This window comes from Streptomyces sp. SD15, assembly GCF_054462255.1.
On record NZ_JBTLMO010000019.1, the window covers coordinates 26,897 to 53,043 of the forward strand.

The 26,147-nt window shown below is 69.6% G+C and carries 24 protein-coding genes and 1 pseudogene; 10 read left to right on the plus strand and 15 right to left on the minus strand.

Annotated elements, in window-relative coordinates:
• Positions 1-41: 41 nt before the first annotated feature.
• Entirely contained in the window at positions 42-314 is a 273-nt protein-coding gene (locus ACX28W_RS20210; RefSeq protein WP_459000387.1) for a hypothetical protein, read from the plus strand.
• A 71-nt stretch (positions 315-385) separates the two neighbouring features.
• On the opposite strand, the gene ACX28W_RS20215 is transcribed toward ACX28W_RS20210, so the two are convergent.
• The 3 genes from ACX28W_RS20215 to ACX28W_RS20225 form a co-directional block, all read right to left on the minus strand.
• Positions 386-1,627 carry a PP2C family protein-serine/threonine phosphatase gene (locus ACX28W_RS20215; RefSeq protein WP_459000388.1) on the minus strand — a complete coding sequence of 414 codons (1,242 nt, stop codon included), beginning with the start codon at positions 1,625-1,627 and terminating at the stop codon, positions 386-388.
• Complete coding sequence (locus ACX28W_RS20220; RefSeq protein ID WP_459000389.1) at positions 1,614-1,775, minus strand: hypothetical protein; 162 nt, start codon at positions 1,773-1,775, stop codon at positions 1,614-1,616. The genes ACX28W_RS20215 and ACX28W_RS20220 overlap by 14 nt, the downstream gene beginning before the upstream one ends.
• 337 nt (positions 1,776-2,112) lie before the next feature.
• Entirely contained in the window at positions 2,113-2,508 is a 396-nt protein-coding gene (locus ACX28W_RS20225; protein WP_459000390.1) for a DUF5994 family protein, read from the minus strand.
• 789 nt (positions 2,509-3,297) lie between these two features.
• Here ACX28W_RS20225 and ACX28W_RS20230 point away from each other — a divergent pair.
• Positions 3,298-3,681, plus strand: a complete 384-nt coding sequence (locus ACX28W_RS20230) for an STAS domain-containing protein (protein WP_459000391.1) — start codon at positions 3,298-3,300, stop codon at positions 3,679-3,681.
• A 238-nt stretch (positions 3,682-3,919) separates the two neighbouring features.
• Here the strand turns inward: ACX28W_RS20230 and ACX28W_RS20235 are convergent, their stop codons facing one another.
• The 4 genes from ACX28W_RS20235 to ACX28W_RS20250 all read right to left on the minus strand — a co-directional run bounded on the left by ACX28W_RS20235 (position 3,920) and on the right by ACX28W_RS20250 (position 8,036).
• A complete protein-coding gene (locus ACX28W_RS20235; protein WP_459000504.1) occupies positions 3,920-4,324 on the minus strand; it encodes a DUF5955 family protein in 405 nt (134 codons plus the stop codon).
• A gap of 9 nt (positions 4,325-4,333) precedes the next feature.
• The gene (locus tag ACX28W_RS20240) at positions 4,334-6,529 is read right to left on the minus strand and encodes a hypothetical protein (RefSeq protein ID WP_459000392.1); all 2,196 of its coding nucleotides are present in this window, start codon (positions 6,527-6,529) and stop codon (positions 4,334-4,336) included.
• A gap of 265 nt (positions 6,530-6,794) precedes the next feature.
• On the minus strand, positions 6,795-7,097 hold the full coding sequence (locus tag ACX28W_RS20245) for a hypothetical protein (RefSeq protein ID WP_459000393.1): 303 nt from the start codon (positions 7,095-7,097) through the stop codon (positions 6,795-6,797).
• Positions 7,098-7,328: 231 nt separating this feature from the next.
• Complete coding sequence (locus ACX28W_RS20250; protein ID WP_459000394.1) at positions 7,329-8,036, minus strand: NAD(P)-dependent oxidoreductase; 708 nt, start codon at positions 8,034-8,036, stop codon at positions 7,329-7,331.
• A 124-nt stretch (positions 8,037-8,160) separates the two neighbouring features.
• Here ACX28W_RS20250 and ACX28W_RS20255 point away from each other — a divergent pair, with 124 nt between their 5' ends.
• Complete coding sequence (locus tag ACX28W_RS20255) at positions 8,161-8,889, plus strand: TetR/AcrR family transcriptional regulator (RefSeq protein WP_459000395.1); 729 nt, start codon at positions 8,161-8,163, stop codon at positions 8,887-8,889.
• A 49-nt stretch (positions 8,890-8,938) separates the two neighbouring features.
• Here the strand turns inward: ACX28W_RS20255 and ACX28W_RS20260 are convergent, their stop codons facing one another.
• Both ACX28W_RS20260 and ACX28W_RS20265 read right to left on the minus strand, forming a co-directional pair.
• Positions 8,939-9,385, minus strand: a complete 447-nt coding sequence (locus ACX28W_RS20260; RefSeq protein ID WP_459000396.1) for a hypothetical protein — start codon at positions 9,383-9,385, stop codon at positions 8,939-8,941.
• Positions 9,386-9,459: 74 nt separating this feature from the next.
• On the minus strand, positions 9,460-10,002 hold the full coding sequence (locus tag ACX28W_RS20265; RefSeq protein ID WP_459000397.1) for a lamin tail domain-containing protein: 543 nt from the start codon (positions 10,000-10,002) through the stop codon (positions 9,460-9,462).
• A gap of 424 nt (positions 10,003-10,426) precedes the next feature.
• Between ACX28W_RS20265 and ACX28W_RS20270 the strand changes: the two genes are divergently transcribed.
• The gene (locus ACX28W_RS20270; RefSeq protein ID WP_459000398.1) at positions 10,427-11,113 is read left to right on the plus strand and encodes a GntR family transcriptional regulator; all 687 of its coding nucleotides are present in this window, start codon (positions 10,427-10,429) and stop codon (positions 11,111-11,113) included.
• Positions 11,114-11,255: 142 nt separating this feature from the next.
• Here ACX28W_RS20270 and ACX28W_RS20275 read toward each other — a convergent pair.
• From ACX28W_RS20275 to ACX28W_RS20285, 3 genes and pseudogenes are all read right to left on the minus strand, one after another.
• Positions 11,256-11,693, minus strand: a pseudogene (locus tag ACX28W_RS20275) (MerR family transcriptional regulator); the annotation flags it as partial.
• A gap of 113 nt (positions 11,694-11,806) precedes the next feature.
• The gene (locus ACX28W_RS20280; protein WP_459000399.1) at positions 11,807-12,307 is read right to left on the minus strand and encodes a glutathione peroxidase; all 501 of its coding nucleotides are present in this window, start codon (positions 12,305-12,307) and stop codon (positions 11,807-11,809) included.
• Positions 12,308-12,341: 34 nt separating this feature from the next.
• Positions 12,342-13,307, minus strand: a complete 966-nt coding sequence (locus ACX28W_RS20285) for an ArsR/SmtB family transcription factor (protein ID WP_459000400.1) — start codon at positions 13,305-13,307, stop codon at positions 12,342-12,344.
• A 74-nt stretch (positions 13,308-13,381) separates the two neighbouring features.
• On the opposite strand from ACX28W_RS20285, the gene ACX28W_RS20290 reads away from it, so the two are divergent.
• Complete coding sequence (locus ACX28W_RS20290; RefSeq protein WP_459000401.1) at positions 13,382-14,605, plus strand: MFS transporter; 1,224 nt, start codon at positions 13,382-13,384, stop codon at positions 14,603-14,605.
• Positions 14,606-15,045: 440 nt separating this feature from the next.
• Here the strand turns inward: ACX28W_RS20290 and ACX28W_RS20295 are convergent, their stop codons facing one another.
• Positions 15,046-16,860, minus strand: a complete 1,815-nt coding sequence (locus ACX28W_RS20295) for an MFS transporter (RefSeq protein WP_459000402.1) — start codon at positions 16,858-16,860, stop codon at positions 15,046-15,048.
• Positions 16,861-17,077: 217 nt separating this feature from the next.
• Positions 17,078-19,840: a D-alanyl-D-alanine carboxypeptidase family protein gene (locus ACX28W_RS20300; protein ID WP_459000403.1), complete on the minus strand. Its 2,763-nt coding sequence runs from the start codon at positions 19,838-19,840 to the stop codon at positions 17,078-17,080.
• 144 nt (positions 19,841-19,984) lie between these two features.
• Here ACX28W_RS20300 and ACX28W_RS20305 point away from each other — a divergent pair, with 144 nt between their 5' ends.
• The 3 genes from ACX28W_RS20305 (at position 19,985) to ACX28W_RS20315 (ending at position 22,431) form a co-directional block, all read left to right on the plus strand.
• Positions 19,985-20,740: a GOLPH3/VPS74 family protein gene (locus ACX28W_RS20305; protein WP_362078765.1), complete on the plus strand. Its 756-nt coding sequence runs from the start codon at positions 19,985-19,987 to the stop codon at positions 20,738-20,740.
• 385 nt (positions 20,741-21,125) lie between these two features.
• On the plus strand, positions 21,126-21,983 hold the full coding sequence (locus tag ACX28W_RS20310) for a helix-turn-helix domain-containing protein (RefSeq protein ID WP_459000404.1): 858 nt from the start codon (positions 21,126-21,128) through the stop codon (positions 21,981-21,983).
• Positions 21,984-22,221: 238 nt separating this feature from the next.
• The gene (locus ACX28W_RS20315) at positions 22,222-22,431 is read left to right on the plus strand and encodes a DUF397 domain-containing protein (RefSeq protein ID WP_362078771.1); all 210 of its coding nucleotides are present in this window, start codon (positions 22,222-22,224) and stop codon (positions 22,429-22,431) included.
• Between the two features lie 155 nt (positions 22,432-22,586).
• On the opposite strand, the gene ACX28W_RS20320 is transcribed toward ACX28W_RS20315, so the two are convergent.
• Complete coding sequence (locus ACX28W_RS20320; protein WP_459000405.1) at positions 22,587-23,426, minus strand: hypothetical protein; 840 nt, start codon at positions 23,424-23,426, stop codon at positions 22,587-22,589.
• A 187-nt stretch (positions 23,427-23,613) separates the two neighbouring features.
• Here ACX28W_RS20320 and ACX28W_RS20325 point away from each other — a divergent pair, with 187 nt between their 5' ends.
• Together ACX28W_RS20325 and ACX28W_RS20330 are read left to right on the plus strand one after the other, a co-directional pair.
• A complete protein-coding gene (locus ACX28W_RS20325) occupies positions 23,614-24,399 on the plus strand; it encodes an SDR family oxidoreductase (RefSeq protein ID WP_459000406.1) in 786 nt (261 codons plus the stop codon).
• A gap of 142 nt (positions 24,400-24,541) precedes the next feature.
• A complete protein-coding gene (locus tag ACX28W_RS20330) occupies positions 24,542-26,101 on the plus strand; it encodes a sodium:solute symporter family protein (protein ID WP_459000407.1) in 1,560 nt (519 codons plus the stop codon).
• Positions 26,102-26,147: the final 46 nt, after the last annotated feature.

Sequence of the window (26,147 nt, forward strand, 5' to 3'; positions counted from 1 at the left end):
CACGGACTCCTCGTCGAAGCCCGGCACGAGTGGCGGCAATCATGGCAACACTGCACGAGCGGAAGAACTACCGCGAAGCGATCATGAAAACCCTGTACGAGGCCACGGAAGGCAATCGCCTTCTTGGCGTCACCGGGGCGACGCTGCGTGACGACCTCCAGGTCCCTGAGCAGGATCTGGCCGCGGCCTGCGCATATCTGGTGGGCGAAGAGCTCATTACCGTCGACTGGGCGCAAGGAAACACACCCGCGATGGTGATGTTGACGCATCGAGGGATCCGGCTCATGGAGGCCGAGGAGGAAAAACGCGGTTGACGCGCCCCCGGGGCCGCCCACGGAACACCACGGGCAGTACTGCCCGAAACATCCGTGGTGCGGCTGTCGGCTCACTCCAGGACGGCGAGGTGGTCGGCGGCGCCCCCGCGCCATTCGATCAGGAAGAGGGTCGCGTCGTCGCTGGTGCGGCCGCCCCGTTGCTCCTTCAGGGCGTGGGAGAGTGAGCGCACCACCGCTCGTACTCCCTTCTCCTCGTGTTCGATGCGGTCGACCCAGTGGATGAGCTGTTCCTCGCCGAACTGTTCTTCGCCGGCTTCGTGCTCCTCGATCAGGCCGTCGGTGAAGCACAGCACTCGGTCGCCGCGTTGGAGCATCTGCTGGCTGATCTGGGGATCTTCACCGCCGAAGCCGACCGGCAAGGTGGTCGGGCCTCCCAGCTGCCGGACGACCCGGTGGTTGCGGATCAGCAACGGTGCGGGGTGGCCGGCGTTGACCCACTGCAGGTGGCCCGTCGCGATGTTCAGACGCATCATCTGCGCGGTGACGAAGTGGTCGGGCCCGAACTGCTCCGCGATGGCCCGGTCCATGAAAGCGTAGATCTCGGACAGGCCGATGTCGGCACGTCTGGCGTGCCGGTAGGCGCCGACGGCGACGGTCGCCATCGTGGCGGCCTCCAGGCCGTGGCCCATCGCATCGACCATGGCCACGTGCAGGATGTCTTCGTTGAGGGCGTAGTCGAAGCTGTCGCCCGCGACGTTGTAGGCGGGCTCCAGGATTCCGGCCACCGCGACCTGCGGGACGGACATCGCCAGCGGCGGCAGCAGGGACCACTGGATCTCCGCGGCCACGCTCATCGGTTCGCGGCGCCGGACGCGGAAGAACTGGTCGGTGTAGCTGTGCTTGGTGACCAGCATGTCAGCGACCAGGCCGGCGAGCCTGCGCAGCAGCCGCCGGTCGTCGTCATCGATGGTGTCCAGGGTGAGGGCCATCACGCCCACCTGGTCGCTGCCGTCCAGCAACGGCAGGTACATCCGGACGCCGTCGGCCTGCGGCACCTCGGCAATGGTCACGTACAGGAAGGCCGTGCCGGCGGGAGAGTCATCGATCGGCTCAGGCTCGCCGACCATCAACCGCCGACCCGGTAGCGGCACCAGCACCAACTGGCCATAGTCCTGCAGCAGGATCGAGACGTCGCGGCCACCGACCCTGGCCACCTCTTCCGCGATCAGCGGGGCGATCAGCTGCGGCGGCATCTCGTGTGCCCGGTCCAACAGCACCCCCAGCAGCCGCTCACCGAACCCTTCCGACCGGTCCACCATGCCCTTGTCGGGCCGCCGCTCACCTTCCGCCATAGCCGCACCCCTGCACCGGCGTCTTCAAAGCCTCGGCCACCGTGTCCCTGCTCATCTCGTGCCGCGGATCCAGCGCCCGCTCCGACGCGCGCGGGTCCATCCGGCGGTCATGGCGGATGCGCTCGACCCGCTCACGTGATCTGTACACACGAGCTCCTGACCCGGCCGTGATCAACCCGCACAGAGTGACGCGGCCGAGCAACCCAAAGAGCCCATTACGCCACACGCGGCATGTCACACACGGTCAGGACAGATGGCCCCCCATCTCGTTGTGCACCAAATCTCTCCCGACGCCGAAGCGCCCTCGACTGAGCGCAACGGCCCGACCGCGCGGCCGGCCGGACAAGCGCCGCTCGGGAGGTGTGGATCCGTAGGCCGCCGCGGTGATCCCGCGCCGCCCCCAGACGCGAGGCGGCGTCCAGCAGTGCAGTGCACTGCACGGATGGTGCCGCCCGTGTGGTGCGGACGGCCGGAACCGGCGCTCGTCAGCGGGTGCCGACCGCCGCGGCCGCCATCAGCGGCTCGGCGTCCGCCGCGTCGACCTCCGGCGGCACGACCAACAGGTCCCAACGGCCCCGGCCGTGGCTGAGCAGACAGATGGTGTGTCGGCCGTGCGACCCGGCCGACCTGCGCAGCCGTACAACCTGGTTGGCGACGAGCATGCGTCCGGGCGACATCGGCCACATCGCCGTGTTGACGGTGACGGCGGTGACCTGTCCCCATGCACGGGGCAACGCGCCGATCAGAAGCGGGAGTTCTACCAGGAGATCGCGCGAGCGGGGCCACCATGCCCCGTCGATGCGCCGCGGAAGGGCGCTGTGCGGCGCCAGCCGCACGCGGGCGAGAGGTAGGGAGGGCAGGGGTTCGAGGACGGTGGCCATGGAAGCTCTCCTGTCTGGGGGCACACCCTTCGGCGTGCCGATGGCTCGCGCGTGTTGCTCCGGCGGCGAGCGGGACGGCTCGGTCGAGCCGAGTGACGGGCAGGACTCCTTGAACTCGGTGGCCTCAGTGGCCTCGGTGCGAACCGTGCGGCCGGGGGGCTCGGGCCGCCTTCGTATGTGGGTGCGCAGGCCCTCAGGCGATGGCCCCGCTCCCGTTGCCGCTCTGCTCAGCGCGGACAAGGAACCGGCGGAGTGCGCGGGCGGCTCGACGCTCCGCCTCGGAGTGGTCGCCAGCGGTTCGGTCCGTGCGTCGGCCCGTACACCGCGGCTGGACCGGCCGAGTGGGTTCGGCCGCCGCACAGCCGAGCGGAGGGCGAACGCCTTCGGCCGTCATAGGGCGGAACCTGCCCCGGGCAATGAGCCGCCCGGCGTCGTCCTGCGCCGAGGACGAGACCGGCCCGATCACCGGCGTACGACGTGCCCTCGGTTCCCCCACCGTACCCCGCCCGCCGGAAAACGGGACTCCGGAGACCGCAAGCCGTCCGGAACCGCTGCCCAGGCCCCTCCCTTGCATCTTTCGTCCCTGAACCACCAGGAACCGACCAGGAACGGCTCCTTCGACGAGCCCCTCCACAGATACCGGAAGCAGGGCAACCGGCCGCCCCTCCGCGGCAGTAAGCTGACCGTGCGGCAGCCCCTGCCCCTGGCCCTCTCCGTGCAGCCCCTTTCCGCGCAACAGAGGCCCTGCGCAAGGCGAAAGCCACCCCGAAGACAGAGGAGATGGGGCGTATGGGCCCGCATCCCGACCTGTTCGACGAGTGCCGCGTGATCCGATCCGACGGCGAGCTGGACCTGACGACCGCTCCAGCCTTCGCGCGCGGCCTGGAGGACGTCCGCCACGGCACCGGACGCCTCTTCCTCATCGTCGACCTGAGCGACGTGACGTTCATGGACGGCAGCGTCCTGGCCGCGCTGTGCGCGGCGTGGGACGACTGCAGGGAGCGGCAAGGGTGGGCGCGCGTCGTCTACACCCGGTCGGGCATAGGTCTCGTGTTCCGGGCCGGCTCCCTCGATGAGCGGTTCCCCCGGTACGCGAGTGCCCAGGACGCCTGGCAGGGCGTGCTCGCCGACAGTGGGGAGCAGCGGCGCCCGGCGGCAGACGGATCCGCGTAACGTACGGCGGCGGCCGTTTGCCGCCTCACCCCGAGGAGCCCCGGCCGCCACGGAACGGGAACCTCCGATCAGCAGCGGCATGGCCGACGTCCTGCGGTCACTGAGCCTCGGCGGGCGCGACGTTCACGAAGCGGCTGGCCTTCGGGGCGGTCGCGTCCCGGCCGTGGCGGGCCCGGCCCGACGACAGGCCCATGGGGCCCTGCCCGCCACTCTTGTCCCGTCCGCGCGACGCGTGGCGTCAGTTCCCCAGGCTCCCCTGCACCGTCTGCGCGAGTTGTCCGACCGCGGTGACGAGCGGGGTCACCGGCTGGACGAACGCGGTCAGGCGGTCCAGGGCGCGCCGCAGGACCGGAGGCTGCGGCTCGTCCTCGTCGAGCTCCTCGCGCAAGCGCCGCAGTTCCCTCATGGTGGCGTCGGGGTCGGCCAGCGCCGAACGATGCTCCTCCAGCAACTGCTCGACGTACGCGAGGAGTTCGGCCGTACGGGCACTTTGCCCGGCGTCCTGTTGCTGGAAGCTGACCGAGCCGGAGAACGCCTGGGCGCGATGGCCGACAGCCTGGTTGCCCACGTAGTGGGTACCGCCTTTGATCACGAGGCCGTTGTTGACGGGAGGATCGTGGTGCCCGTCGTCGTTGCCCACGATGGGGACTCCCTACTTGTCGGAACCGCTTCCGGCGCCGGCGGCGGCCGTGCCGGGCTTCTGCGTGACGTGCTGCGTGGCGCTGGATCCGGCGCCGATCGCCTGGTTGCCGATGATGCTCATGCCGCCCTGTTGGATGAGGCCCTGGTTGAGGATGGTCTGCTGCTGGCTGCGGAAGTCGGTGGTGTCGTAGCCATGCGTGTCCAGGAACTCGCGGATCGCGGCGAGGGTGTGGCGTTCGACCGCGGACGTGATCCGCCCGGCGTCCACGACCTGGAAGTAGTTGTGGTACCTGGGGCTCAGCGCCATCTCCCGTACGCTCAGCCGGGCGCCGTAGTCGAAGACCGGGTCCTGCTCCATGGCCTTCAGTTCGTCCACCATCCGCCTGCTGTGCCGTGCCTCGAAGCGGGCGTGGCGCACCGCGTGGAACAGCGCACCGATGAACGCTGTGCTGGTGCGGGAGAGAGCGGCCACCATCAGCCCGCGCTGCCGCTCGGCAGTGAGTGGGTCGCGCAGGCGGTCCACGAGGTGGTAGGCGGCTTCCACCGGACCGAGCACGTGGTTGTCGCAGTGCAGGTGCAGTGTCCTGCCTGCCGTCGAGAAGTGCAGGAACACGCTCGGCACCACGTCCCCACCCCACAGCGGCACGTGTACCGCCAGACAGTGACGGACCGTGCCGGTCGGATGCAGCATGATCTCCTCGACCGCTTCGGGCGACAGCCGTACGGCCGGGGTCAGGCGGGTGGCCGTCATGAACCGGTCGTCGTCGCCGATGGTCGCGCCGCTCACGAAGACCCGGTCCTCGATGGTGAGGGATCCGAGGGCCTCCTCGTCGGCGTCCGCCGTCCCGTCGGCGCCGCTGCGCGCGGCGACCGCGCGGAGCTGTTCGCGTACGTGGTCGATGAGTTCGGTGACGGTGAACGCCTCCGGCTCGGCGGGGCGCGAACTCGTGTCGACGGGGTCGTCGGCGGGCAGGAGCGGCACGGCGAGCGACCAGTTGGAACTGGCCTCCGCATAGCCGATGAACGGGGAGTACCCGCTGTACACGGTGACGTTTCCGTCCCGCGCCTCCTTGACAACCGCCAGCCGCTTGGCGATCCACTCCCGCTGGGGTACGGCCGGCAGGGGCTGTCGGGCGAACGCCTCGCGGGTCATGGTCGTACGCAGCAGCCGGTCGGTGTTGAGGTCGTGCCGCACCACCGTCACGTACGCGTACAGCACCGCGCCGATGGACGCGAGCACGGCCGGCACCCCGGACAGGTAGGCGCCGAGCAGCCAGGCCACGAAACCCGGCTGGGGCAGTGACGAGACGGCGGCGCCGAAGAAGAAGGCGCAGATCACCACCACGCCGGCCGTGACCCCGGCACCCACCAACGCCCGGCTGTCAGGCTGGTGTTGGCCACGGGTGGCCAGGCTCGGCTTGGAGCGGGCCGCTCGTTCGGTGATCGACAGGAGCAGTGTGGCAAACACCAGCCCCAACGGCGCGAGCAGTGCCACGACCCCGAACGCCCCCGCAAGTCGCAGGTCGCGGTGGTAACGGATTTCCTGTGCCGCCAGGCAGTGGCGGGCGACCGCCACCAAGTCGACATCGGGCGAGGGCGCGACGGCACTGGCCTCGTCGGCCAGGACGCCTTCCACCACCCGGTCGGCGAACCTCTCGTCGGCGTAGGCCGCGGCGCACAGATAGCGCGTGACGTCACCCCGGACACTGCCGACCGGCATGCGCACCTGTGCGGTCGTCATGCCGACATCTCCCTTCCTCCGACGGAACGACGTCTTCGCGGCGTCGATGGACCCGGCGGCACGTGTCCCCGGCAGCCCGACGGCCAGGAGGGCGAAGAGCACGCCGATCGCCAGGCCGAAGATGAGGGCCCCGCGCATCAGGTTCCTCAACAACACGCCGGGCGACAGGACCAGATCGTGAACGAAGGCCTCGGCCAGGACCCACCACAGCAGGACCGAGAGTTCCGATGCCAGCACACCCACGGCGAGGCAGCGGATCCAGCCCGACGCCCCTCGGGCAAGCAGCCGCGACGCGAAGAAGGCGAGCCCCGCGAGCAGCACCGCGACACAGATATCGTCCACGACCAGCGCGGACACGCTGATGTACCGGTCGGGGGACACCCCCCAACCCGGGACGAACGCGGCTTGGACAAGCCACCGCACGGTGTCGTTCTCGTCCTCGTGATGCGCTACGTACAACTCCACGACCCGTCGCTGCACCCAGGGGCTGCCCACGACGAGAACGAGGAGGCACAGCAACGTGATGCGTCCGCGTAAGAACGATGGCGCCCCGGATGCACTCCGTCGAGGCAAGAACACTTGGGGTTCCCCCATCGCCGATCCCCCAATTCGGTGGCCGCACTCTCTGGCATCCCCGTTCGCCGCGACCGCGAATCGTGAACTTCCGTCGCACATAAGCCAGTTGGGGAATATTGACGACCGCGGGACCGCAGCGTGGCCTCCGAGACCGCTACCCCTGGGCGGGAAGGTCCGGGTGGGTGGCGAGGAAGATCAGGTAGGCGACCGCCGCCGCTGTCCCCAGAAGGGACAACGCCCCTCCCACCACAGCACGCCGCCTGCTCGCTCGGCCATGCGTGGACGCCCGATACTCGACGCGGGCCCGCACGAGGCCGGCCAGTCCCATCGGTAGCGCCAGGAACCAGACGAGCATCCAGAACGGGCAGCAGAACCAGCACGCTACGGACAACCCGCCGAACCACACCGCGAGTTCTGCCCCTTCTCGCGTCTCGTCCGGTGAGCCAACAGAAGCCATGGCGTGATCCAAGCAGAGCACTCGCGAGAGCTCCATGTCGGTGCGGGAATCCACCCCCCTGTGGCGGATGCTGTTGGCGAATCGGGTCGGCGGTGTCTCCCCCACCCCAGGGGTGCCGGAAACCGCCAACACTTTGGCCCGAAGTGTTGGCGGTTTCCGAGAAGGGTCCCCGGCAGCGGATTGGCCGACAGCGTCCTGTGGCGGGCCGGGGCCTCTGGGCAACAGGACCCTTCAGTATCCGATCGTGAAGCGCCGCTGCACGAACTGCGGCAGCTCCGCCTCGTCGACCAGGGCGACCGCCGCGTCCTCCGCCGAGATGCGGCTGCGCCCCTCCGCATCGCGGACCGCCTGGTCGCCGCCGATGCGGAAGCGTCCGGTGCGCTCGCCGGGGGCGATCTCCTCGGCGGGGCTGAAGTAGGTCCACAGCCGGTTCGAGGTGCGCAGGACGTTGAAGCCGTCGCGGGCTCCGCGCGCCGCCGCCGCGTAGGCGCGGGGCAGCCCGAGCCGGTCGAGGGTCTCGTGCATGCGCTCGTCCGAGTCGGCGAGCACCAGCCCGGGCTCGACCTCCAGGCTGCCTGCGCCGCCGATCACGATCAGCCGGGTCCGCGGGTGGCTCTCCAGCGCCTTCAGCAGGGCGCGCGCCACGGTGGAGTGGGCCGTGGGGTCGGCGATCGAACGGCGGACGGTGTCCTCGAAGTCCTTGGCGGCATTGCCGGCCTGGTAGGCGCTGATGAGAACGTCGAGGCCGGGCAGCACGGCCATGATGCTCGCCGCGTCCAGGACATCGACGCTCGCCCAGGCGATGTTCTCCCGCTTCTCGTCGGCCTGCGGCCGCGACGCGTCACGGCTGAACGCCCTGACGTGATGCCCCCGGTCGAGGGCCTCGGTAACGACCCGGCTGCCGATGGTCCCGGTGGCTCCGACGACTCCGATGTGCATGATTCTCCCCTGTTCATGCGGATACGAGGGCGTAACCAACAAAGATTGGTTACGCCCGTGCGATAACTATACGCCGTGCAGTTTCTATACGACCCTCAATAAGGTGACGCTGTAGAGTGTCCAGGTGGCAGGTACAGCGAGCAGGGCAGGAAGCAAGGGGCGACGCGAGCGGCTGCGGGCCGAGACGACGGCCGAAATCAAGGAAGTGGCGCTGGAGTTGATGGCATCGGGTGGGCCCGAGGCCATCACCCTGCGGGCCATCGCCCGCGAGATGGGCATGACGGCCAACGCCATCTACGGCTACTTCGCCACCCGCGACGACCTGGTCACCGCGCTCATCAATGACGTGTACACCGAGCTGGCCGACGCCGTGGACACTGCATGGGAGAGCGCCTCCGCCGAGGGTCCGGCCACCCGGATCCAGGGCTGGGCCGGCGCCTTCCGGGGCTGGGCCCTGGCCAACCCCGAGGGCTTCCGGCTCGTCTACGGCGATCCCGTTCCCGGCTACGACACCCCCCACGGAGGCGCCGCCCCGGAGGCTGCCCACCGGGTCTGCGCGGGGCTCACCGCGCTCGCGGCAGCCGCCTGGCCGCACGCCGAACACCTCCATGAGAGCAGCGAGTTCGAGTGGTCCGACTTCGACGCCGGGCTCGTCGACAAGGTCCGCGCGGACTTCCCCGGCCTGCCGCCCGCTGCCGTCGCGCTCGCCCTGCGCCTCTGGGGACGCCTGCACGGCCTGGTGTCACTGGAGGTCTACGGCCATCTGCGCACCCAGACGACCAGCCCGGACAAGCTCTTCCGGGAGGAAGTGACGCAGCTCGTACGGTCGTTGGGCATCCCGCTCCGAAGCTGAAACCTCGTTGGGTGCAGCTCGGCGCATGCAAGATTTTTGTAGCCGAAGATCACCACGGGGCGGCGGACGCCAGATCCTGCGGGGAACCACGGGGAACCGCGGGGAACACCGGGCGCCGAGTCGACAGCCACCCTTTGCCTATCGCCAGATCCGCGCGTGCCGCCTCGTGGAGGCCGTTGAGGGCCTCGACGATCGCAGGGCCCAGCTCACGGCGCCTGCCGAAAGAGACGTCAGCAGGGTCCCGAGCACACGTGAGCAATGCCCAGAGTCGTTCGTTGCCGTTACTTTCGAGCAGGCGGCCGTCGCTGATGTGGAGGCCGGTGGCCAGGGTGCTGGGCGACTGCGACTGCGACTGCGACTGGGCATAGGCGGGGGCCGGGGCGCCTGCGGCGAGCACTGCAAGGCCGAGGAGGGTCGCCAGTGCGGTCAGCAGGGCCGTGAAGGGGTTCTTTCCCGTGGTGCTTCTCGTGGTGCTTAAACATGGGAGCGCTCCCATGAACCCACCGCACCTGGGACACGTCAAGGGGCGCGCCCCAGGCGATGGCCTGGGGCGCGCCGTTCTGGACACGGTCAGTGGCGGTCGTGGTAGCCGTGGTAGCCGCCGCGTCCTTCGTGACCACGCTCGTGCCTGTCGCGGCCGTCGCGGTCGTGGCGGCCGCCCCAGGAGGCGGTGTCGACGACGCGGCGGCGGTCATCGCTGAGCGTGGCGGTGTCGGAGTAGTCGTCCCACACCTGGTTGCGGCGGTCCTGGTAGAGGTCGGTGTCGGTGTCGCGGCCCCTGCCGGTGTGGACGCGGACGGTGGCGCGGCCCTCCAGGCGGTAGTGGCGGAAGGTGTACCTGTTGCCGTCCTCGTCGGACAGCGTCCAGCCGTCGAGGTTCACCGTCCGGCGGGAGGTGTTGGTGACGTCGACCCACTCCTTGTTCAGGGAGTGGTTGCTGCGGCTCTCGCGGCCCGGAGAGTCGTACTGCACGTCGCTGATCTCCACGGACTGGCGGTACGAGCGCCCACCGTTGTCGGCGGAGGCCGATACGGCGGCCGCACCGACCAGGGTGCCGGCGGCCAGGGCGGCAGCGGCGACGCGACGGGCGGTGACAGACTTGGAACGGGACAAGATTGCCCCCTCATTTCGTACGGGCAGACCCGCATCCCGACACGTGAGTGCCGCGGGTCCGGCATGTGCGGATCCCGGCCCGGTGGCCGAGGACTCACAATCTGCCGTCGCCGTCGGCCGGTTCAGGCGAGGCGCGGAGGCTGTTACGAATTGCCCATATTTCTGTCACTGTCAGATGTAGCGTCCATTTATGCATCGAATGCGCCAATTTGATGCGCCGAGCTCTGTCGCCTGCCTCCCCCTCACCCGAAAGTGCGTAACACCGCCAGAGCTGCACGCAGCGGATGTCGTCGTTCCAGTCGAACTGGTGACCCTCCGGGGGACCGTCACAACTCGCGCGGGGTATATTGTTGACGATTTTGTCTGGCCCTCCTACGGTCGGTAACCATCTCCCAAGGAGACCGAAAACCTAAGGAGTACGGACGTGCCCTCAGTCACCGGTAGTGCCAAAGGCAGCGGCGCCGCGGCCAAGGAAAAGGCCCTGATCGCGCTGCGCCGGGCCATCCTCGCCGGTGACATGGTGCCGGGACAGCGGCTGGTCGAAGCCGAGCTGGCCGAACAGTTCGACGTCACCCGGGCCAGCTTGCGGGCCGCGCTGGTCGATCTCGCCGCCGAGGGCCTGGTCGAGCGGATCCGCAACCGCGGGGCCCGGGTCCGCACCGTCTCCGTGAGCGAGGCCGTCGAGATCTACGAGTGCCGCATGGTGCTGGAAGGGCTGTGCGCGGCCAAAGCCGCCGAGCGGGTCACCGACACCGAGGCCGAACAGCTCCTCGCACTCGGCGAGCAGCTGCGTGCCGCCGTCCGGGCGGGCGAGCCCCTCACATACTCCGAACTCAACCGTCAACTCCACGACTACGTCCGCGACATCGCGCGCCAGGACAGCGCCGCCGAACTCCTCACCCGGCTCAACGCCCAGATCGTCCGCCACCAGTTCCGGCTGGCCCTCCAGTCCGGCCGCCCCCAGGTCTCCCTCGGCGAACACCTCGCCCTCATCGAGGCCATCGCCGCCCGTGATCCGCAGCGCGCCGAGGCCGCTGCCCGCGGCCACGTCGCCAGCGTCATCGACGCCCTCCGCGCCATCGAGGGGCCACAGGGGACCGGTCGCGCCTGATCACTCGTACAGATTTCTTGTACGGGTTCTCCGCGGTGAACGTACGCCCCGGATGGGGAGTTCGACCCCATGAACGTCGTAAGCGGCAAGCGCCGCGTCAAGGACGCGTCGGCCATGAAGATGGTGGGGCGCTGGTCGGCATCAACGTGTGCCGCGTCTCCGTGAGCATCACCCGCTCCAGCACGTCCACCGTCTCGACCACGAACTTCCCGTACATCTCGGAACTCCTCCCTGACAGCCGTCCACGGAGGTACTCGGCCAGCGTCCGCTGGGAAGCGAACCGGGCCTCGGCGTCCGCCCAGTAGGCGGCGAGACGCTCGGCCCCCTCGACGCCCCCGGCCTCCACCACCTCGGCGATCCGCGCGAGCGGCATGTCGAGCTGGCGCAGGAGAGCGACCGTACGGGCGCGTTCGACCTGGTCGGCGCGGTAGTAGCGGTAGCCGCTGACCTCGTCGACGTATGCCGGAGTCAGCAGTCCGAGCCGGTCGTACAACCGAAGGGCCTTCGCCGAGAGCCGCGCACGGGCGGCGAACGCGCCGATCGTGAGCAAGCCCTCCGTAGGCAGGCCCTCCGTAGGCAGGCCCTCCGTAGGCAGGCCCTCCGTAGGCAAGTCCTGATGCACGAGCCCATCCTCCGTCACCGGGCGCCTTCCGCCCGGTGCAGAGGACGGTGGTCCCTGCCCCAGGGGCAAGGTCAACCGGCGAGCGACTTCTCCACCGCCGCCACGACCTCCGCCGACTCCGGCTCGGCCTGCGGCGAGAAGCGGGCCACGACGTCGCCGGCCGGCCCGATCAGGAACTTCTCGAAGTTCCAGCGGATGTCCCCGCTGTGGCCCTCGGCGTCGGCGGTCCCCACCAGCCGCTCGTACAGCCCGTGCCGCCCGTCCCCGTTGACCTCGACCTTCTCGGTCATCGGGAAGGTCACGCCGTATGTCGCGGAGCAGAACTCGGCGATCTCCTCGGAGGTGCCGGGCTCCTGCCCCATGAACTGGTTGCAGGGCACCCCGAGCACGGTGAAGCCCTGGGCTGCGTACCGCTCCTGCAGCCGCTCGAGACCCGCGTACTGCGGGGTCAGCCCGCACTTGGAGGCCACGTTCACGATGAGCACGGTCTTGCCGCGGTACTGCCCGAGATCCGCGGAACCGCCCTGGAGAGCCCCGATTTCGACGTCAAGCACAGAGTTGTCAGTAGTCATACCCGGATGCTAACTCCGCCACCCGACGCAACCATCAGCCGCGCTGCGCTGTGACGAGCACCTCACCCGCCGCCGTCCGTGAGTACAGCACCGACCGCCCCGCCCGCCGCCGCTCCACCAGCCGCGCGTCCAGCAGCACCTTCAGGTGCCGCCCGACCGAGCCCAGCCCCTGCCCGGTCACGGCGACGAGCTGGCTCGTGGACAGGGGGGAGTCGAGGAGGACGAGGATGCCCGCGCGGGCGGTCCCGAGGAGCGCGCCGAGACTCTCCGGCACCGCTTCGGCGCGTACGTCGGCCAGCGCGCCCGCGCACGGGTAGACGACGGCGTACCGCTTGTCCTCCTCCCAGCACACCCACCCGGCCGTGGGCGTGACGGGCACGAAGAGCAGCTGGGCCCCGGAGATCTCACGCGGCGGATACTCGTGCAGATTGACCTGCAGCCGGTTCCCGCCGAGCCACCGCGTCCCCGGCCGCAGCGCGTCCAGCGCCGCCGCCCAGCCGCCCTGGCCCAACTGCGCGGTCCGCGCGACCACATCCGCCTCCAGGACGCGCCGACGCCGGTCCCAGTAGGGGCGTACGGATTCCTCCCACACCCAGGTGAGGAGGTCGGCGGCGCGCCGGGGCAGGTCGTCGCGGTCCGCCAGCCGGTCGGGCAGCGGTCCGCGCAGCGAGACGGCGAGATGGGCGCGCGCGTCCTCGGGCGAGACGTCCCGCACCCGGGCGACCTCGTCCTCGAAGGTCTCGTCGCCGTACGGGGTCGGGGTGAGGAAGTCGGCGATCCACTCCCGGCCCAGCCCGGAACGGACGAGCAGCGCGGTGAGGGGATCGGCGGCCAGTCGTCTGCGGTACGCGGGCAGGTGGGCGTTCAGCCAGGCGCGCTCACCGGGGTGCGCGGCGGCCCCCGTGTGCAGGACCTTCAGACTCGCGAAGGTCTCGGCGAGCGGCGACAGCACGAAGCGGCTCCCGGCAAGGGTGTCCGCGTTGACCTGCCACCAGCCCATGCGCCCGCCCCCGTTGGTTTCGCCTCCGCGCGAAACAATAACGACCGCCCCGAACCGCGCCCGAGACTCCGCACATGCGCAGCTACTCGGACCTCTTCCGCACGCGGGAGTTCACCCCGCTGTTCGTGTCCTCCTGCTTCAGAAACGCGGCCTCGACGCTGGGCGGTCTGGCCCTCGCCACCCTGGTGTACCGGGCGACCGACTCGCCGCTGCTGTCCGCCCTGAGCATGTTCGGCCCGCAACTGGCGCAGGTCGTCGGCGCGAGCACCCTGCTGTCGGCGGCGGACCGGCTGCCGCCGCGCGCGGCGACGGCGGGCATCGCGCTCGCGTTCGCGGCCGGTACGGCGGTGATGGCGATCCCCGGTCTCCCGGTCTGGGCCATCTTCGTCCTGCTCCTGCTCCTCGGCCTGATCCAGTCGCTCGGCGGCGGAGTCCTGTGGGGCCTGGTGAACGAGATCCTCGCCAAGGAGGGCTATCTGCTGGGGCGTTCGGTATTCAACATGATGAGCGGCATCGCACAGATCGTGGGGTTCGCGACGGGCGGCGTCCTGGTGGCGTCCCTGTCCCCACGGGTCACCCTCCTCATGGCGGCGGCGCTGTATCTGGCCTCGGCGGTGACCGCCCGCGCGGGCCTCACCCGCCGCGCCCCGCGCGCCTCCGGCCGCCCGTCCGTCGCGCAGACCTGGCGCACGAACGCGCGCCTGTGGTCCTCGCCCGACCGCCGCACCCTCTACCTCCTGCTCTGGATCCCCAATGGCCTGATCGTCGGCTGCGAGTCGCTGTACGTCTCGTACGCGCCGAGCCGGGCGGGCGCGCTGTTCGCCTTCGCGGCGTTCGGCATGTTCGTCGGGGACCTGGTGACGGGCCGCTTCCTGCCGCCCCGGGTGCGCGCCCGCCTGGGCATCCCGTTCCTGCTGCTCCTGGCGACTCCGTACCTGGTGTTCATGTTCCGGCCGGGGCCGGCCGTGGCGGCGGTCGCCGTCACGGTGGCATCCGTCGGCTTCGGCTCGAGCCTGATCCAGCAGGAACGTCTGGTGTCCCTGATCCCGGACGAACTGAGCGGCCACGCCCTCGGGTTGCACACGGCGGGCATGCTCACCATGCAGGGCGTGAGCGCGGCGCTGGCGGGCGGGATCGCCCAACTCACCTCACCGGCAACGGCGATGACGGTCATGGCGGCTGTCTCGATCGCCGTGACACTGAGCTTGACACTGACGCTGTCCGGGTTCGCCCTCCGCCGCCAACACCCGGAGGTGCCCGCGTCACCGGAAGGGCAACCCGAAGTCCACTCTGCCTGAACAACCGGACGTTGCATGACCGGACGACCGGAGTCACGGCAACCCCCAACCCCCAACCCCCGACGTCGAACGAGATGCCCTGCCGCGCACAGACCAACGCGCAGGATGGCAACAGCGGTGATGTCCCTGTGGTGGTGTAGCCGCGGGGAGTTCGGCGCGGCGTCGTGTCGGTGCAGATGGACCTTCTACGGTCACCTCGACTGCCCCGGTGCTGGGACACCCATCGCGGCGCACCGGCCGTGTCCCGCGGGGCGGTATAGCCGGTCAAAGTGGGAACGTGCAGGCCATGGTCGAGATCACGGTGATCTGGGCCCGCTCGTACGGGCCTGACGGGTACGGGTCGTCCGTCACGCATGCTGGTCGCGTACGGGCCTATCGTGTGCGCGTCCTGCGCGTTCCCCACGCCTCTGAGGGGCGGAGCCCCCAGGGGACACGTCACCTCACCTCAGTTCCTCTGGGCACGGGGTGCCTCTGGGGAGTTGGTAGGGGGCCGCCAGGCGGTAGGTGCCCGGGCCGGGGGCCAGCAGTTCCGTCCATTTGTCGCCGGCGGAGTTCTCCTCGGCCTCCATGAGGCAGCCGTTGAGGTTGTCGTACGTCTTCGGCGTGCCGTCGGTGCGGTCTTTGGACGCCTCGGTCTCCTGGGGCGCCTGCACGCTCTTGCCCTCGGCGTCGACAAGGCCGAGCCACGGCGAGTACGGAATGCGGATGAGCACGCGGCCCGCCTGCTTCACCTCGATGGTCAGCTCGCCCTGTTCCGCACGGTCGACGACAGCCGGCGGGTCGGCCAGCGGGGTGGGGTCCGTCACCGCGAAGAGCTGCCAGTTCGCGTCGCCCCAGATCTGGCGGAGGTAGGGCATCCCTCGCTGGACCAACTGGCGTTCGCGTTCGCCGCCGTCGCCGTCCGGTTCGCCCTTCGGGAGCACCACATAGTGGACGGCCCAGCGCTGCAGCCACTCGTGGTAGTTCGCGGAGTTGAGGGTGTCGTCGTAGAAGAGCTGGTTGCGCTCCATGTCGGCCTGGCGGTTCCAGCCGCGGGCGAGGTTCACGTACGGGGCGAGGGCGGACGCCTCACGGTGGGAGCGGGAGGGGACGACCTCGACGCGACCCTTCTCGGCACCGACGACCTGGAGCTCGTTCACCAGGGGGGCGAGCTCCCGCGCCCAGGACGCCACCGGTGTCGTATGCACGACGTCGTCCACCGCCTTGAAGCCTATCCACCCGGTGAATCCGACGAACGCGAGGACGATCGCGTACCACTTGCGTGAGCGCGGCACGGAGAAGGGCAGGGCCGCCAGCAGCACCACGCCCGCGAACAGCATCGCCAGCCGCGTGATGTTGGAGCCGATCTGCGAGCTGATCAGCCAGACGAGGAGCACGCCGAGGCCGTACACGGCCGACGTGATCCGTACCGTCTTCCACTCCTTCGGGACGAGCGCGAAGACCAGCACGGAGGAGAGGAACGGCAGCGAGGCCGAGCCGATGGACATCGGCTGGGTGCCGGAGAACGGGAACAGCCAGGCCGACACCGCGACGACGATGGCCGGCGCGACCCCCAGGGCGTACGCGCCCGGACGTCGCTTCTGCAGGAAGAGGGCGACGGCGACCAGGCCCACGAACAGCCCCGCCACCGGCGACCCGGCGGTGGCGAGCGCGGCGAGCGGCGCCGCGCACAGGGCCTTCGCCCAGCGCTTGTAGCGCCAGCGGTACGGCCAGCAGAAGACCACGGCACACGCACCGAGCGCGAACACCAGACCCAGGCCGTACGTCACCCGCCCCGACGCGGCGTTGCACAGCAGCGCGAACACTCCCGCGAGCGCGGGCCACAGGGGGTTCCGGACGACCCGGCTGCGCATGAGGATCATCGTGAGCAGAGCCGCCGAGATCGTCCCCGCGATCATCATCGTCGTACGGACGCCGAGCACGGACATCAGATACGGCGACACCACGCTGTACGACACCGGGTGCATACCGCCGTACCAGGCCAGGTTGTACGCCGAGGCCGGGTGCCGTCCGACGAACTCCGCCCACGCGTCCTGCGCCGCGAGGTCTCCACCACTGTTCGCGAAGGTGAAGAACCAGACGAGGTGCAGTACGCCGGACAGGGCGGTGGCGATGACGACGGGATGCCGGACGAAACGACTCAGGCGGGTGCTGCGCGTCTTGCTTTCGGCGGCGGGTGCGGGCACGCGTATTCGCGCGCCCGGTCCAGGGCCCGGATCGGCGTCGTCGGCATGTGTCGGCTCCGCTGTCGCCACTGCAAGGCACTCCCCGTGTCCCGTCGTCCCGTTCTCGGCCGGGACCGGCGGCCCGCCACCTGACCCGATCTCGCGACGCTAGCACGCACCCCGCCGACGAGCCCCGGGGTGGGGCGTCATCGGCGGGGTGCGGGGCGTTCGGGGGGCGTTCACGCGGTGTTTGTGGTGTTCGTGATATTCGCGGTGCCCTCCGGCGTGCGCTCGCGCCCGCGCCCGCTCAGCCGACCCGGGTCAGCTTGGCGCCGAAGCCCGGCTCGGCCAGGTCCGACCGGAGCGCTACGGGGATCTTCACGGCGTGGCTGGAACCGTCGCCGACCGTCAACTCGCCGACGACCGTGCCCGCCTCGCCGGAGTGCGGAACCGTCTCGCCGCCCGCCGTGCCGATCGACAGCTTCGTCTTCAGCCCGGGCCAGCCGACCGCCGTCATGTTCTCGGTGGCGACGACCGGGGTCTGGCCGCCGAGCTGGTCGTCCACGTAGCCGACGACGTCACCCTTCTTCACCACCGTGGCGGAGGTCAGGCTCTGCTGGACCGTGTCGATCAGCTTCTGGCTGTTGGTGAGCGCCAGCTGGAGGCTGTCCCAGACCTTGCCGGTGCCGGCGTCCTGGTTCAGGACGGCGCCGTAGACCGTCTGGGTCTCGCCGTCCACGGTCTTGGTCGCGGCCCACACCAGGTTGCCGCCCGCGGGCGTCGACGAACCGGTCTTGAGACCGATCACGCCGACCTGCTTCACCAGCAGGTCGTTGTTGTTGTAGATGGTCGAGTCGAGGCCGGGGATCTTGGCGCTGGCCATCCCGACGATGCTGCGGAACACCTCGTCCTGCATGACCGCCTTGGCCAGCTCGATCTGGTCGGCGGCGGTGCTCACCGTCGTCTTCTCCAGACCGCTCGGGTCCGTGTACGTCGTGTTCGTCATGCCGAGCTTCTTGGCGGCGGCGTTCATCTTGGCGACGAAGGCCTCGTTGCCGGAGTCCCACCGGGCCAGCAGCCGCGCCGCGTTGTTGCCCGACGGGATCATCAGCAGCTGGAGCATCTGCCGCTCCGTGAACTGCTGTCCCTTCGTCATGGCCGCCGTCGACTCGTCCGCGTTCTTCGACTCGTCCTCGGCCTGCTGGTCGACGGTGATCTTCTCGCCGCCCTCGTTCCCCTTCAGCGGGTGCTCCTGAAGGATCACGTACGCCGTCATGATCTTGGCGACGCTCGCGATGGGCGCGGCCGTCTGCTTGCCGTCGGTACCGAGGCTGCCGACTCCCTCGACCTCGATCGCCGACTGGCCCTGACCCGGCCAGGGCAGGTCGATGGTGCCGCCCTCGAAGGTGTACGTCGCGTCGGCGGTGAGCGCGAGGCTCGCCGCCGGGAGCGGGCGTACGGCCTGTGCGATTGCGAAGACCACCGCGAGCAGCAGGACCAGCGGGGTCCAGATCTTGATCCGCCGAGCGATCGTCCGTACGGGGGTCTGCGGGGGCGGCGGCGTGTTCGTCAGCTCGGCCAGCAGGTCCAGCGGCGGCTTCGGCGGAAGGGGTTGCTGGGTGGTGCGCTCAGGGCCGACCTGAGGGAGAGCCGCGGTGGCATCGGCGGGACTTGTCGCCGGCTTGGCGGAGGCCGGCGGGGCGGAGGGTGTCGCCCGCGGCTTCGCCGGTGCGGGTTCGTCGAGGGGCTTGAGGGCGACGAATTTGCTCGTGCGTTCGGATGCGGACTCGGGGGTCGGGTTGGGCTTGGGCTTGGGCTTGGCCTTGGTCTTGTCCTCGGATTCGGGCTTGGGGTCGGGCTTCTTCTCGGGCTTGGGCTTGTCGGTGGCCGGCCTGGCGTCGCCCAACTTGAGCATGGTGGTGGGCTGGTCCACCGCCGGACGCGGCGCCTTGAAGACGGCGGTGGGCTGGTCGACGACAGGCTTGCTGTCGTCCGTGTCCGAGGAATCCTTGGAGGTGCCCTTCGGGGAGTCCTTCGGGGAGTCCTTCGGGCTGGGCGTGCCGGACGGGCTGGACTTCGCGCCGGGGCTCGCGTCCTCCTCCGAGACGTCACCGGAGTCGGCCTCGTCCGCCTTCGGTTCGTCGTCCGCCTTGGGCTCATCGTCCGTTACGGGCCCATCGTCCGTTACGGGCTTGGCACCCAACTCGGGCTTGGCTTCCGCCTTCGGCTCGTCGTCCGTCTTCGGCTCGTCGCCCGCTACGGGCTTGGCGCCCAACTCAGGCTTGGCTTCCGCCTTCGGCTCGGCGTCGGTGGCGTCCGCCGCCGCGCTCTCGGAATCGGAGTCGACCTCGACATCGGCCTCGGAGTCGTCATCGACAGCGACCTGGCCGTCAGCCGTGAACTCGCCGTCGCCCGCAGCCTCATCCTCGCCATCGCCATCGCCATCGGCATCGGCGTCAGCGTCAGCCACCACGGCCTCGGCCTCCGCCTCGCCCCCGGCGTCAGCCACCACCTCCGCCTCGACCGCCTCCCGCGCCTCCGAACCGGACTCCCCGGCTCCGTCGGCCTCCTCGGCCCTCTCAGCGCCCGCAGCGTCGGCCTCAGAGCCCTTCGGGCCCTTGGGCTTGCCCTCGTCCGCGCTCGCCACCCAGGCAGCCACCGCCGCCCGCAGACGGGCATCCCCCGCGGAGCCCTTGGTCCCGGACGCGGAGGAACCTTCCGCCACCGCGGAACCCTCATCCGGCGCGGAACCCTCCACCGGCGCCGAACTCTCCTTCAGCCCCGCCGTCGAGAACACCGCCGTAGCCTGGTCCACCCGCACCGTGGCGGCCCTCTCGCGGGCCACCGCCAGACGGGGATCGGCCGACGGCAACCCGGCGGACTGGGCCGGCCCCGGAACCGCGGCCGGGGTCCCCGACGTCGCTTCTGCCGACGATGCCGACGACTCGTGCTGCTTCGACCTGTCGGGGGACTCGCCCGCCACCGATGCCTCCTCCGTGCGCCACTCACTGGGCGCCCAACCGAACCGTGAACCCTTGACCCGCCGCCCGGACATCGCTGTCCGAACCATGTACCAGTGTCCTGTGTGCGGGCTTAACCTCTCCGGTAGACGAGAACGACATACCTGCCGGTTCCACCACGAACCGGTCACGCGCTCTCGACAGACCAATGTGAGAGGGGTCACCCTGTCATTCATCCACGCGGGGAGGCATGGATGGGCAGGAGCCGCAGAACAATTCCGGAGGAGCTTCTGCTGCTGGCGTTGGACCCGACCACGGGTACCACTGCACAGCCGCAGTCGCTCGACCTCGGTCTGGCCGGAGCACAGCTAGTAGAGCTGGCGCTGGCCGGACGGATAGCCCCAGACGGGGATCGTATCGCCGTGGTGCAGCCACGGCCGACTGGAGATCCAACACTGGACTGTGCGTTGGAACTGCTTCGCCGGCGCGGAGCACCCGTACGCGCAGTGAACTGGATTGGCGGACCCCGACTGGGGCTGCGCCAGACCTATCTCTCGCATCTGGAGAGGTGCGGCATGGTCCATGCCGTGGCCGGCCAGATGTGCGGGGTGCTTCCGACGACTCGCTACCAAGCGACGGACACGGAGATCAGCCGGGAGATCAAGGCCCGGCTGGACAGCGCGATCCGCACCGGCGTCCCGCCGGACCCGCGGACCGCGGCGCTCGCCGCGCTGGCCCATGCGGTCGGTCTCGGCAAGCACTTGTATCCGGGTAATGAGGGACGCTCGTCCCGCTCCCGGCTACGGGACCTGATCAGGCACGACCCCATGGGCGGCCTCGTGGCACACGCGGTCATGGACGTCCAGAACGGTGTGGCCGCACAGCCACGCCGCAGCCCGGCACCGGCAGGCCGTCCGGCCACCGCCGGAGTCAGGTCCGCACCGGAACCCGCCCGCGGTGTTCCGATGCAACCGCACCACGGTTCCATGGCGCGCGCCGTGGCCCACTGAGCCGCAGTCCCACGGCACACGCAGTACCAGCACCGCCGCACCAACACGCAGCACGCAGCACGCAGTACCCAGCACCGCCCTCAGCGCCGCACCGCAGTCCCCAAGACCCGGTTCGGGAGCCGCTGGCTCGCGCGGGCCGGTGGGACCGTACGTCCGGACGACGACACGGCCCCACCGCCCCGCGCGGCCGCATATGCGTGCGGTACGCGCCTGCGCGCCGTACGCTTACGCGATCTGCGCGATATACACGCCGGATCACCGAACTTGCGCGTACCCAGCGCATATCCGCTGTTTCCCAGCGGTAGAAAGCACCTTGGTGGCAATCTGCTCAACAGCAGATACGCATAGTGGCAAGCAGAGGTCCGCAGCCGGAGGTGCACGTCCCGTGGCGTCCAATGTCAATCCCACCGTCCGGCGGCGCCGGTTGGGCCAGGAGCTGCGCCGGCTCCGCGAACTCAAGGGCATGACGGCCGAAGAGGTCGCCGAGCGGCTACTGGTCTCGCAGTCGAAGATCAGCCGGCTGGAGAACGGGCGGCGCAGCATCAGCCAGCGCGACGTGCGCGACCTGTGCGGGGTCTACGAGGTCGAGGACCTCCGCATCGTCGAGTCCCTGATGCAGATGGCCAAGGACTCCCGTCAGCAGGGTTGGTGGCACTCCTTCGGCGACATCCCGTACAGCGTGTACATCGGGCTGGAGACCGACGCGGCGTCCCTGCGCGTCTACGATCCCCAGGTCGTCCCGGGCCTGTTGCAGACCCGGCCGTACGCCGAGGCGCTCATCGCGGGCGCCCTGCCCGAGACCGCGCCCGGCGAAATCGACAAGCGCGTCCAGGTACGGCTGCGACGACAGGAACGTATCTCCGCCCCGGAGAACCCGCTGCGGCTGTGGACCGTCCTCGACGAGGCCGCGCTGCGCCGGGTCGTCGGGAACCGCTCGCTCATGCGCGACCAGCTGGAGCATCTCGTCGAGCAGTCCCAACTCCCGCATGTCACCGTGCAGGTGATCCCCTTCGACATGGGCGCGCATCCGGGGCTCAACGGCCAGTACGCGATCCTGGAGTTCCCCGACGCGGCCGACTCCAGCGTCGTCTACATCGAGGGCGTCACCAGCGACCTTTACCTGGAGAAGGCGAACGACGTCCAGAAATACAGCGTGATGTACGAGCATCTGCGGGCGCAGGCCCTGAACGTGGAACAGTCGCGACAGTTCATCGCGGACATCGCGAAGGAGTACGCGCGCTGAGGCTCGCAAGAGCACCCCGGCGAGGAAAGAGACGCACCCTACACCTTCACCACGCCGGGACGGAAGTCCCAATGGAATATGCCATCCGGTCGAGTGAATAGCCTCTTCGCCCGCCGATGTTGGCGAGTAGCGTCGATCACGCCATCGAGCAACATCGTTGGCGCAAACCGCACTGCGAGTTCCGGAACGAACCCGCAGTGCGGTGACAGCAACTCAACGACTGGCTACCGGAGCAAAAATGGCAATCCAGCAAGGCGCCACGGACACGTGGACCAAGTCCTCCTACTCCACCGGCAACGGCGCATGTGTCGAGGTCAAGTCCCCGGTTCCCGCGGCGATGGCCGTACGGGACTCCAAGGTCCCCGCGGGCCCCACGCTGGCGTTCCCCGCGAACTCGTGGAACACCTTCGTGGCAGAGGTGAGCCGGGGGGCTTTCGACCTCGTCTGATGCCTCGACGTCCACCACCACAACTGCACCGACCAACCGCATACGCACAACCCGCGCTACTCGCATCATTTGCACCACCTGCACCACGGAAGAGCCCTCTCGACTGGCCCGCCGTCCTGGCCGAGGGGGCTCGGTGCTGTCCCGGCGGGCCGCGCCTACCTGAGCCGGTCCACGTACCGGTCGGTCCCCGGCACCGTGGGGATGAACGGCGCCACCAGCTCGACCCTCCCCAGCCCCGCCTCGCCCACGGCCCCCTCCAGCCCCGTGAAGTACCCCTCCCAGCACTCCCGCGGATCCGCCTCCAGGAACCACAGCAGGGTCAGCCGCGTATCGACCCCCTCGACCTGCTTGACGTACGTCATCCGGTCACCGGGGAGCGGCGTTGGGCGGAAGATCGTGACCATGGCTGCGGGTGAGCTGGCGAGCCTCTCCGGAAGGTGGCGCGAACGCAGCCATTCCAGCAAATCAGCCCGCTGTTCCGGGGATTCCGCGTCGATCACCTCGACGACCAGGCCCGCGTACGGGTGATCCAGGGCGTGGAAGTCACGGGGACCGGCGGCTCCGTCCCGGTAGACGGTGGCCTCGTGGTCCTGAAAGGCCGTGAACACGTGCGTACGGTCCTGATAGACCCGCCCGTCGCGGTTGAGGCGCCGGTTGATGCCGACGGTCCACTTCATGTGGTCGTCGTAGCGGCCCTCGGTGACCCAGTACGTGGAGAGGTAGCAGCCCGCCGTGACCGGCTGAGCGACGGCCGACTTCTCGGGGTAGCGCAGAAGTTGGAGGTCGCGGGTGGCGACCCAGCGGCGGCCCGCGTACATCCAGGGCATCGCCATCGCGCCGGCGTAGTAGTGATCGTCCTCGTACCAGCGGTTGTACGCGTACTCGTGGCCCGGATGCGGCTCGACCATGGTGATCAGGGCATGGCCGGGGCGCACTCCGTACGGGCCGACGGCGGCCAGCTCCGCGTACACCTCACTGCGGGTCTCCTCACTCATACCCTTCCCCTTCCTCCCTCTTCCTTCCTCCGACGGTCACCCATACTCTGACGCCCCGTCAGACCATGCGCCAGAGTCACGGCAACCTACGGCGAGTGAGCCGAAGGGGCGCGCCTGTGTCGGGGGGGCCGACACAGGCACCAGCGCCCCGGAGGCGAACCGAGCCACAAAAAAAAGGAGGGTCCCGATGTCGCTGCTGGAGGGCAAGACCGTCGTCGTGTCCGGGGTCGGGGCCGGGCTCGGGCGGCAGGTCGCGGCGGCCGTCGTACGGGACGGGGGCGACGCGGCGCTCGGGGCGCGCACGGAGGCGCATCTGGCCAAGTCCGCGGCCGAGCTCGATCCGGACGGGGCGCACACGGCCTACCGGGCGACCGACATCACCGATGAGCGGCAGTGCGAGGCGCTGGCGGCGCTGGCGCTGGAGCGGTTCGGGCGGATCGACGCGGTGGTCCATGTGGCCGCCTGGGACAGCTACTTCGGCGGGCTGGAGGACGCCGACTTCGCCACCTGGCAGTCGGTCATCGACGTGAACCTGCTCGGCACCCTGCGGATGACCCGCGCCTGCCTGCCCGCGCTGAAGGTGTGCGGCGGCTCGGTCGTCATGATCGGGACGCAGTCGTCGGTGGCCGCCCCGTCGCAGGTCCGGCAGGCGGCGTACGCGGCGTCGAAGGGCGCGCTGACGAGCGCGATGTACTCGCTGGCACGGGAGTTGGGGCCTCATCGCATCCGGGTCAACACCGTGCTGCCGGGGTGGATGTGGGGGCCACCGGTGGAGGCCTACGTACGGTTCACCGCGCACACCGAGGGCGCGCCGGAGAGTGAGGTGCTGAAGCGACTGACCGACCGGATGGCGCTGCCCGAACTGGCCACGGACTCGGACGTGGCGGACGCGGCGGTCTTCCTGGCCTCGGACCGGGCACGGGCCATCACCGGCCAGTCCTTGCTGGTGAACGCGGGTGAGCTGATGCGCTGACCCTCCCCCGCGCCATTCATGGACATGAACCGAGGTCAGTAAGCAGAACTATTTTACTCCCTCTTGACCCTACGGGCTGTTGTCGCCGCCATGTCATCGAACCCACGATGAGCGGGCGTTCACGACCCCTGGGAGGGAGCACATGAACGGTCTCGACTGGGCCGTGCTCATCGGCTATTTCGGCGTGATGGTCGCGATCGGTGTCTGGTCCCACAAACGGGTCGACAATGTCAGCGACTTCTTCACCGCCGGCGGAAAGATGCCCTGGTGGCTCTCCGGCATCTCGCACCACATGTCCGGCTACAGCGCGGTGATGTTCACCGGATACGCGGGCATCGCCTACACCTACGGCGTCACGTCCTTCGTCACCTGGTCGTTCCCGATCGCGCTGGGCATCGCCGTCGGGTCGAAGCTGTTCGCGCCGCGCATCAACCGGCTGCGCTCGCGGCTGCACGTAGCCTCCCCGCTGGAGTACCTGAAGAACCGTTACGACCTGAAGACCCAGCAGGCCCTCGCCTGGTCCGGCATGCTGCTGAAGATCGTGGACGTGGGCGCCAAGTGGGCCGCGATCGCGACACTGCTGTCCGTCTTCACCGGCATCTCCCTCAACCAGGGCATCCTCATCACCGGCGCGATCACGGCCGTCTACTGCACGATCGGCGGCCTGTGGGCCGACGCCCTCACCGAGCTCGGCCAGTTCGTGATCCAACTCCTGGCCGGAATCGCGATGTTCGTGGCGGTCGTCCTCGAACTCGGCGACAAGGGAATCGGGTTCCTCGGCGCCTGGGACGAGCCGGCGCTGAAGGGGCATGAAGAGCCGCTGGTGGGCCCGTACGGAACGGTGTTCCTGCTCGCGTTCCTCTTCATCAAGCTCTTCGAGTACAACGGCGGCATGCTCAACCAGGCCCAGCGCTACATGGCCACGGCCGGCCCGCGCGAGGCCGAGCGCTCGGCCCGCCTCTCCGCGGTCCTCTGGCTGGTGTGGCCGCTGGTCCTCTTCTACCCGATGTGGATGTCGCCGCTGCTGGTCGAGTCGCAGAAGCCGGACGGCTCGGACTCCTACGGCCTGATGACCGAACAGCTCCTGCCGCACGGCCTGTTGGGCCTGGTCATCGTCGGCTTCTTCTCCCACACCATGGCCATGTGCTCCTCCGACGCCAACGCGATCGCCGCCGTCTTCACCCGGGACTGCGCGCCCGTGGTGTCGGCCAAGGCCCGCGCGTGGAACGAGCGTTCCGGGCTGATCGCCGCCCGGATCACGACCGTCGTCTTCCTCGGCCTCTCCATGGCCGCGGCCACCCAGGTCAACTCCCCCGCGTTCAAGGACATCATCACGGTCGTGATCAAGTGGGTCGCCGGACTCATGGGTCCGATGGCCATCCCGATGATGCTCGGCCTGCTGCGCCCGTTCCGCCGCTCCGGTCCGACAGCCGCGCTCACCAGCTGGTCCATGGGCCTGCTCGCCTTCTGGCTGGTCAACTACCCCATCAACTGGAACGTCGACGGCGGTGTCCCGCTCCAGTACCAGGTGTCCGTCCCGCTGGCCGTGTCCCTGGTCCTGTACATCCTCATCGGCTTCCTGAAGCCGGAGGACACACCGGAACGGCTCGCGATCATCGAGAAGATCAACACGGATGACAGCGGGTCGGCGGCAGCGGCGATCCCGACCCAGGCGGACACCACCAGCCCGACGGGCGTTTGACCCACCCCCGCCGCCCCTGGGACATGTCCGGCAGGATGGCCGGCCC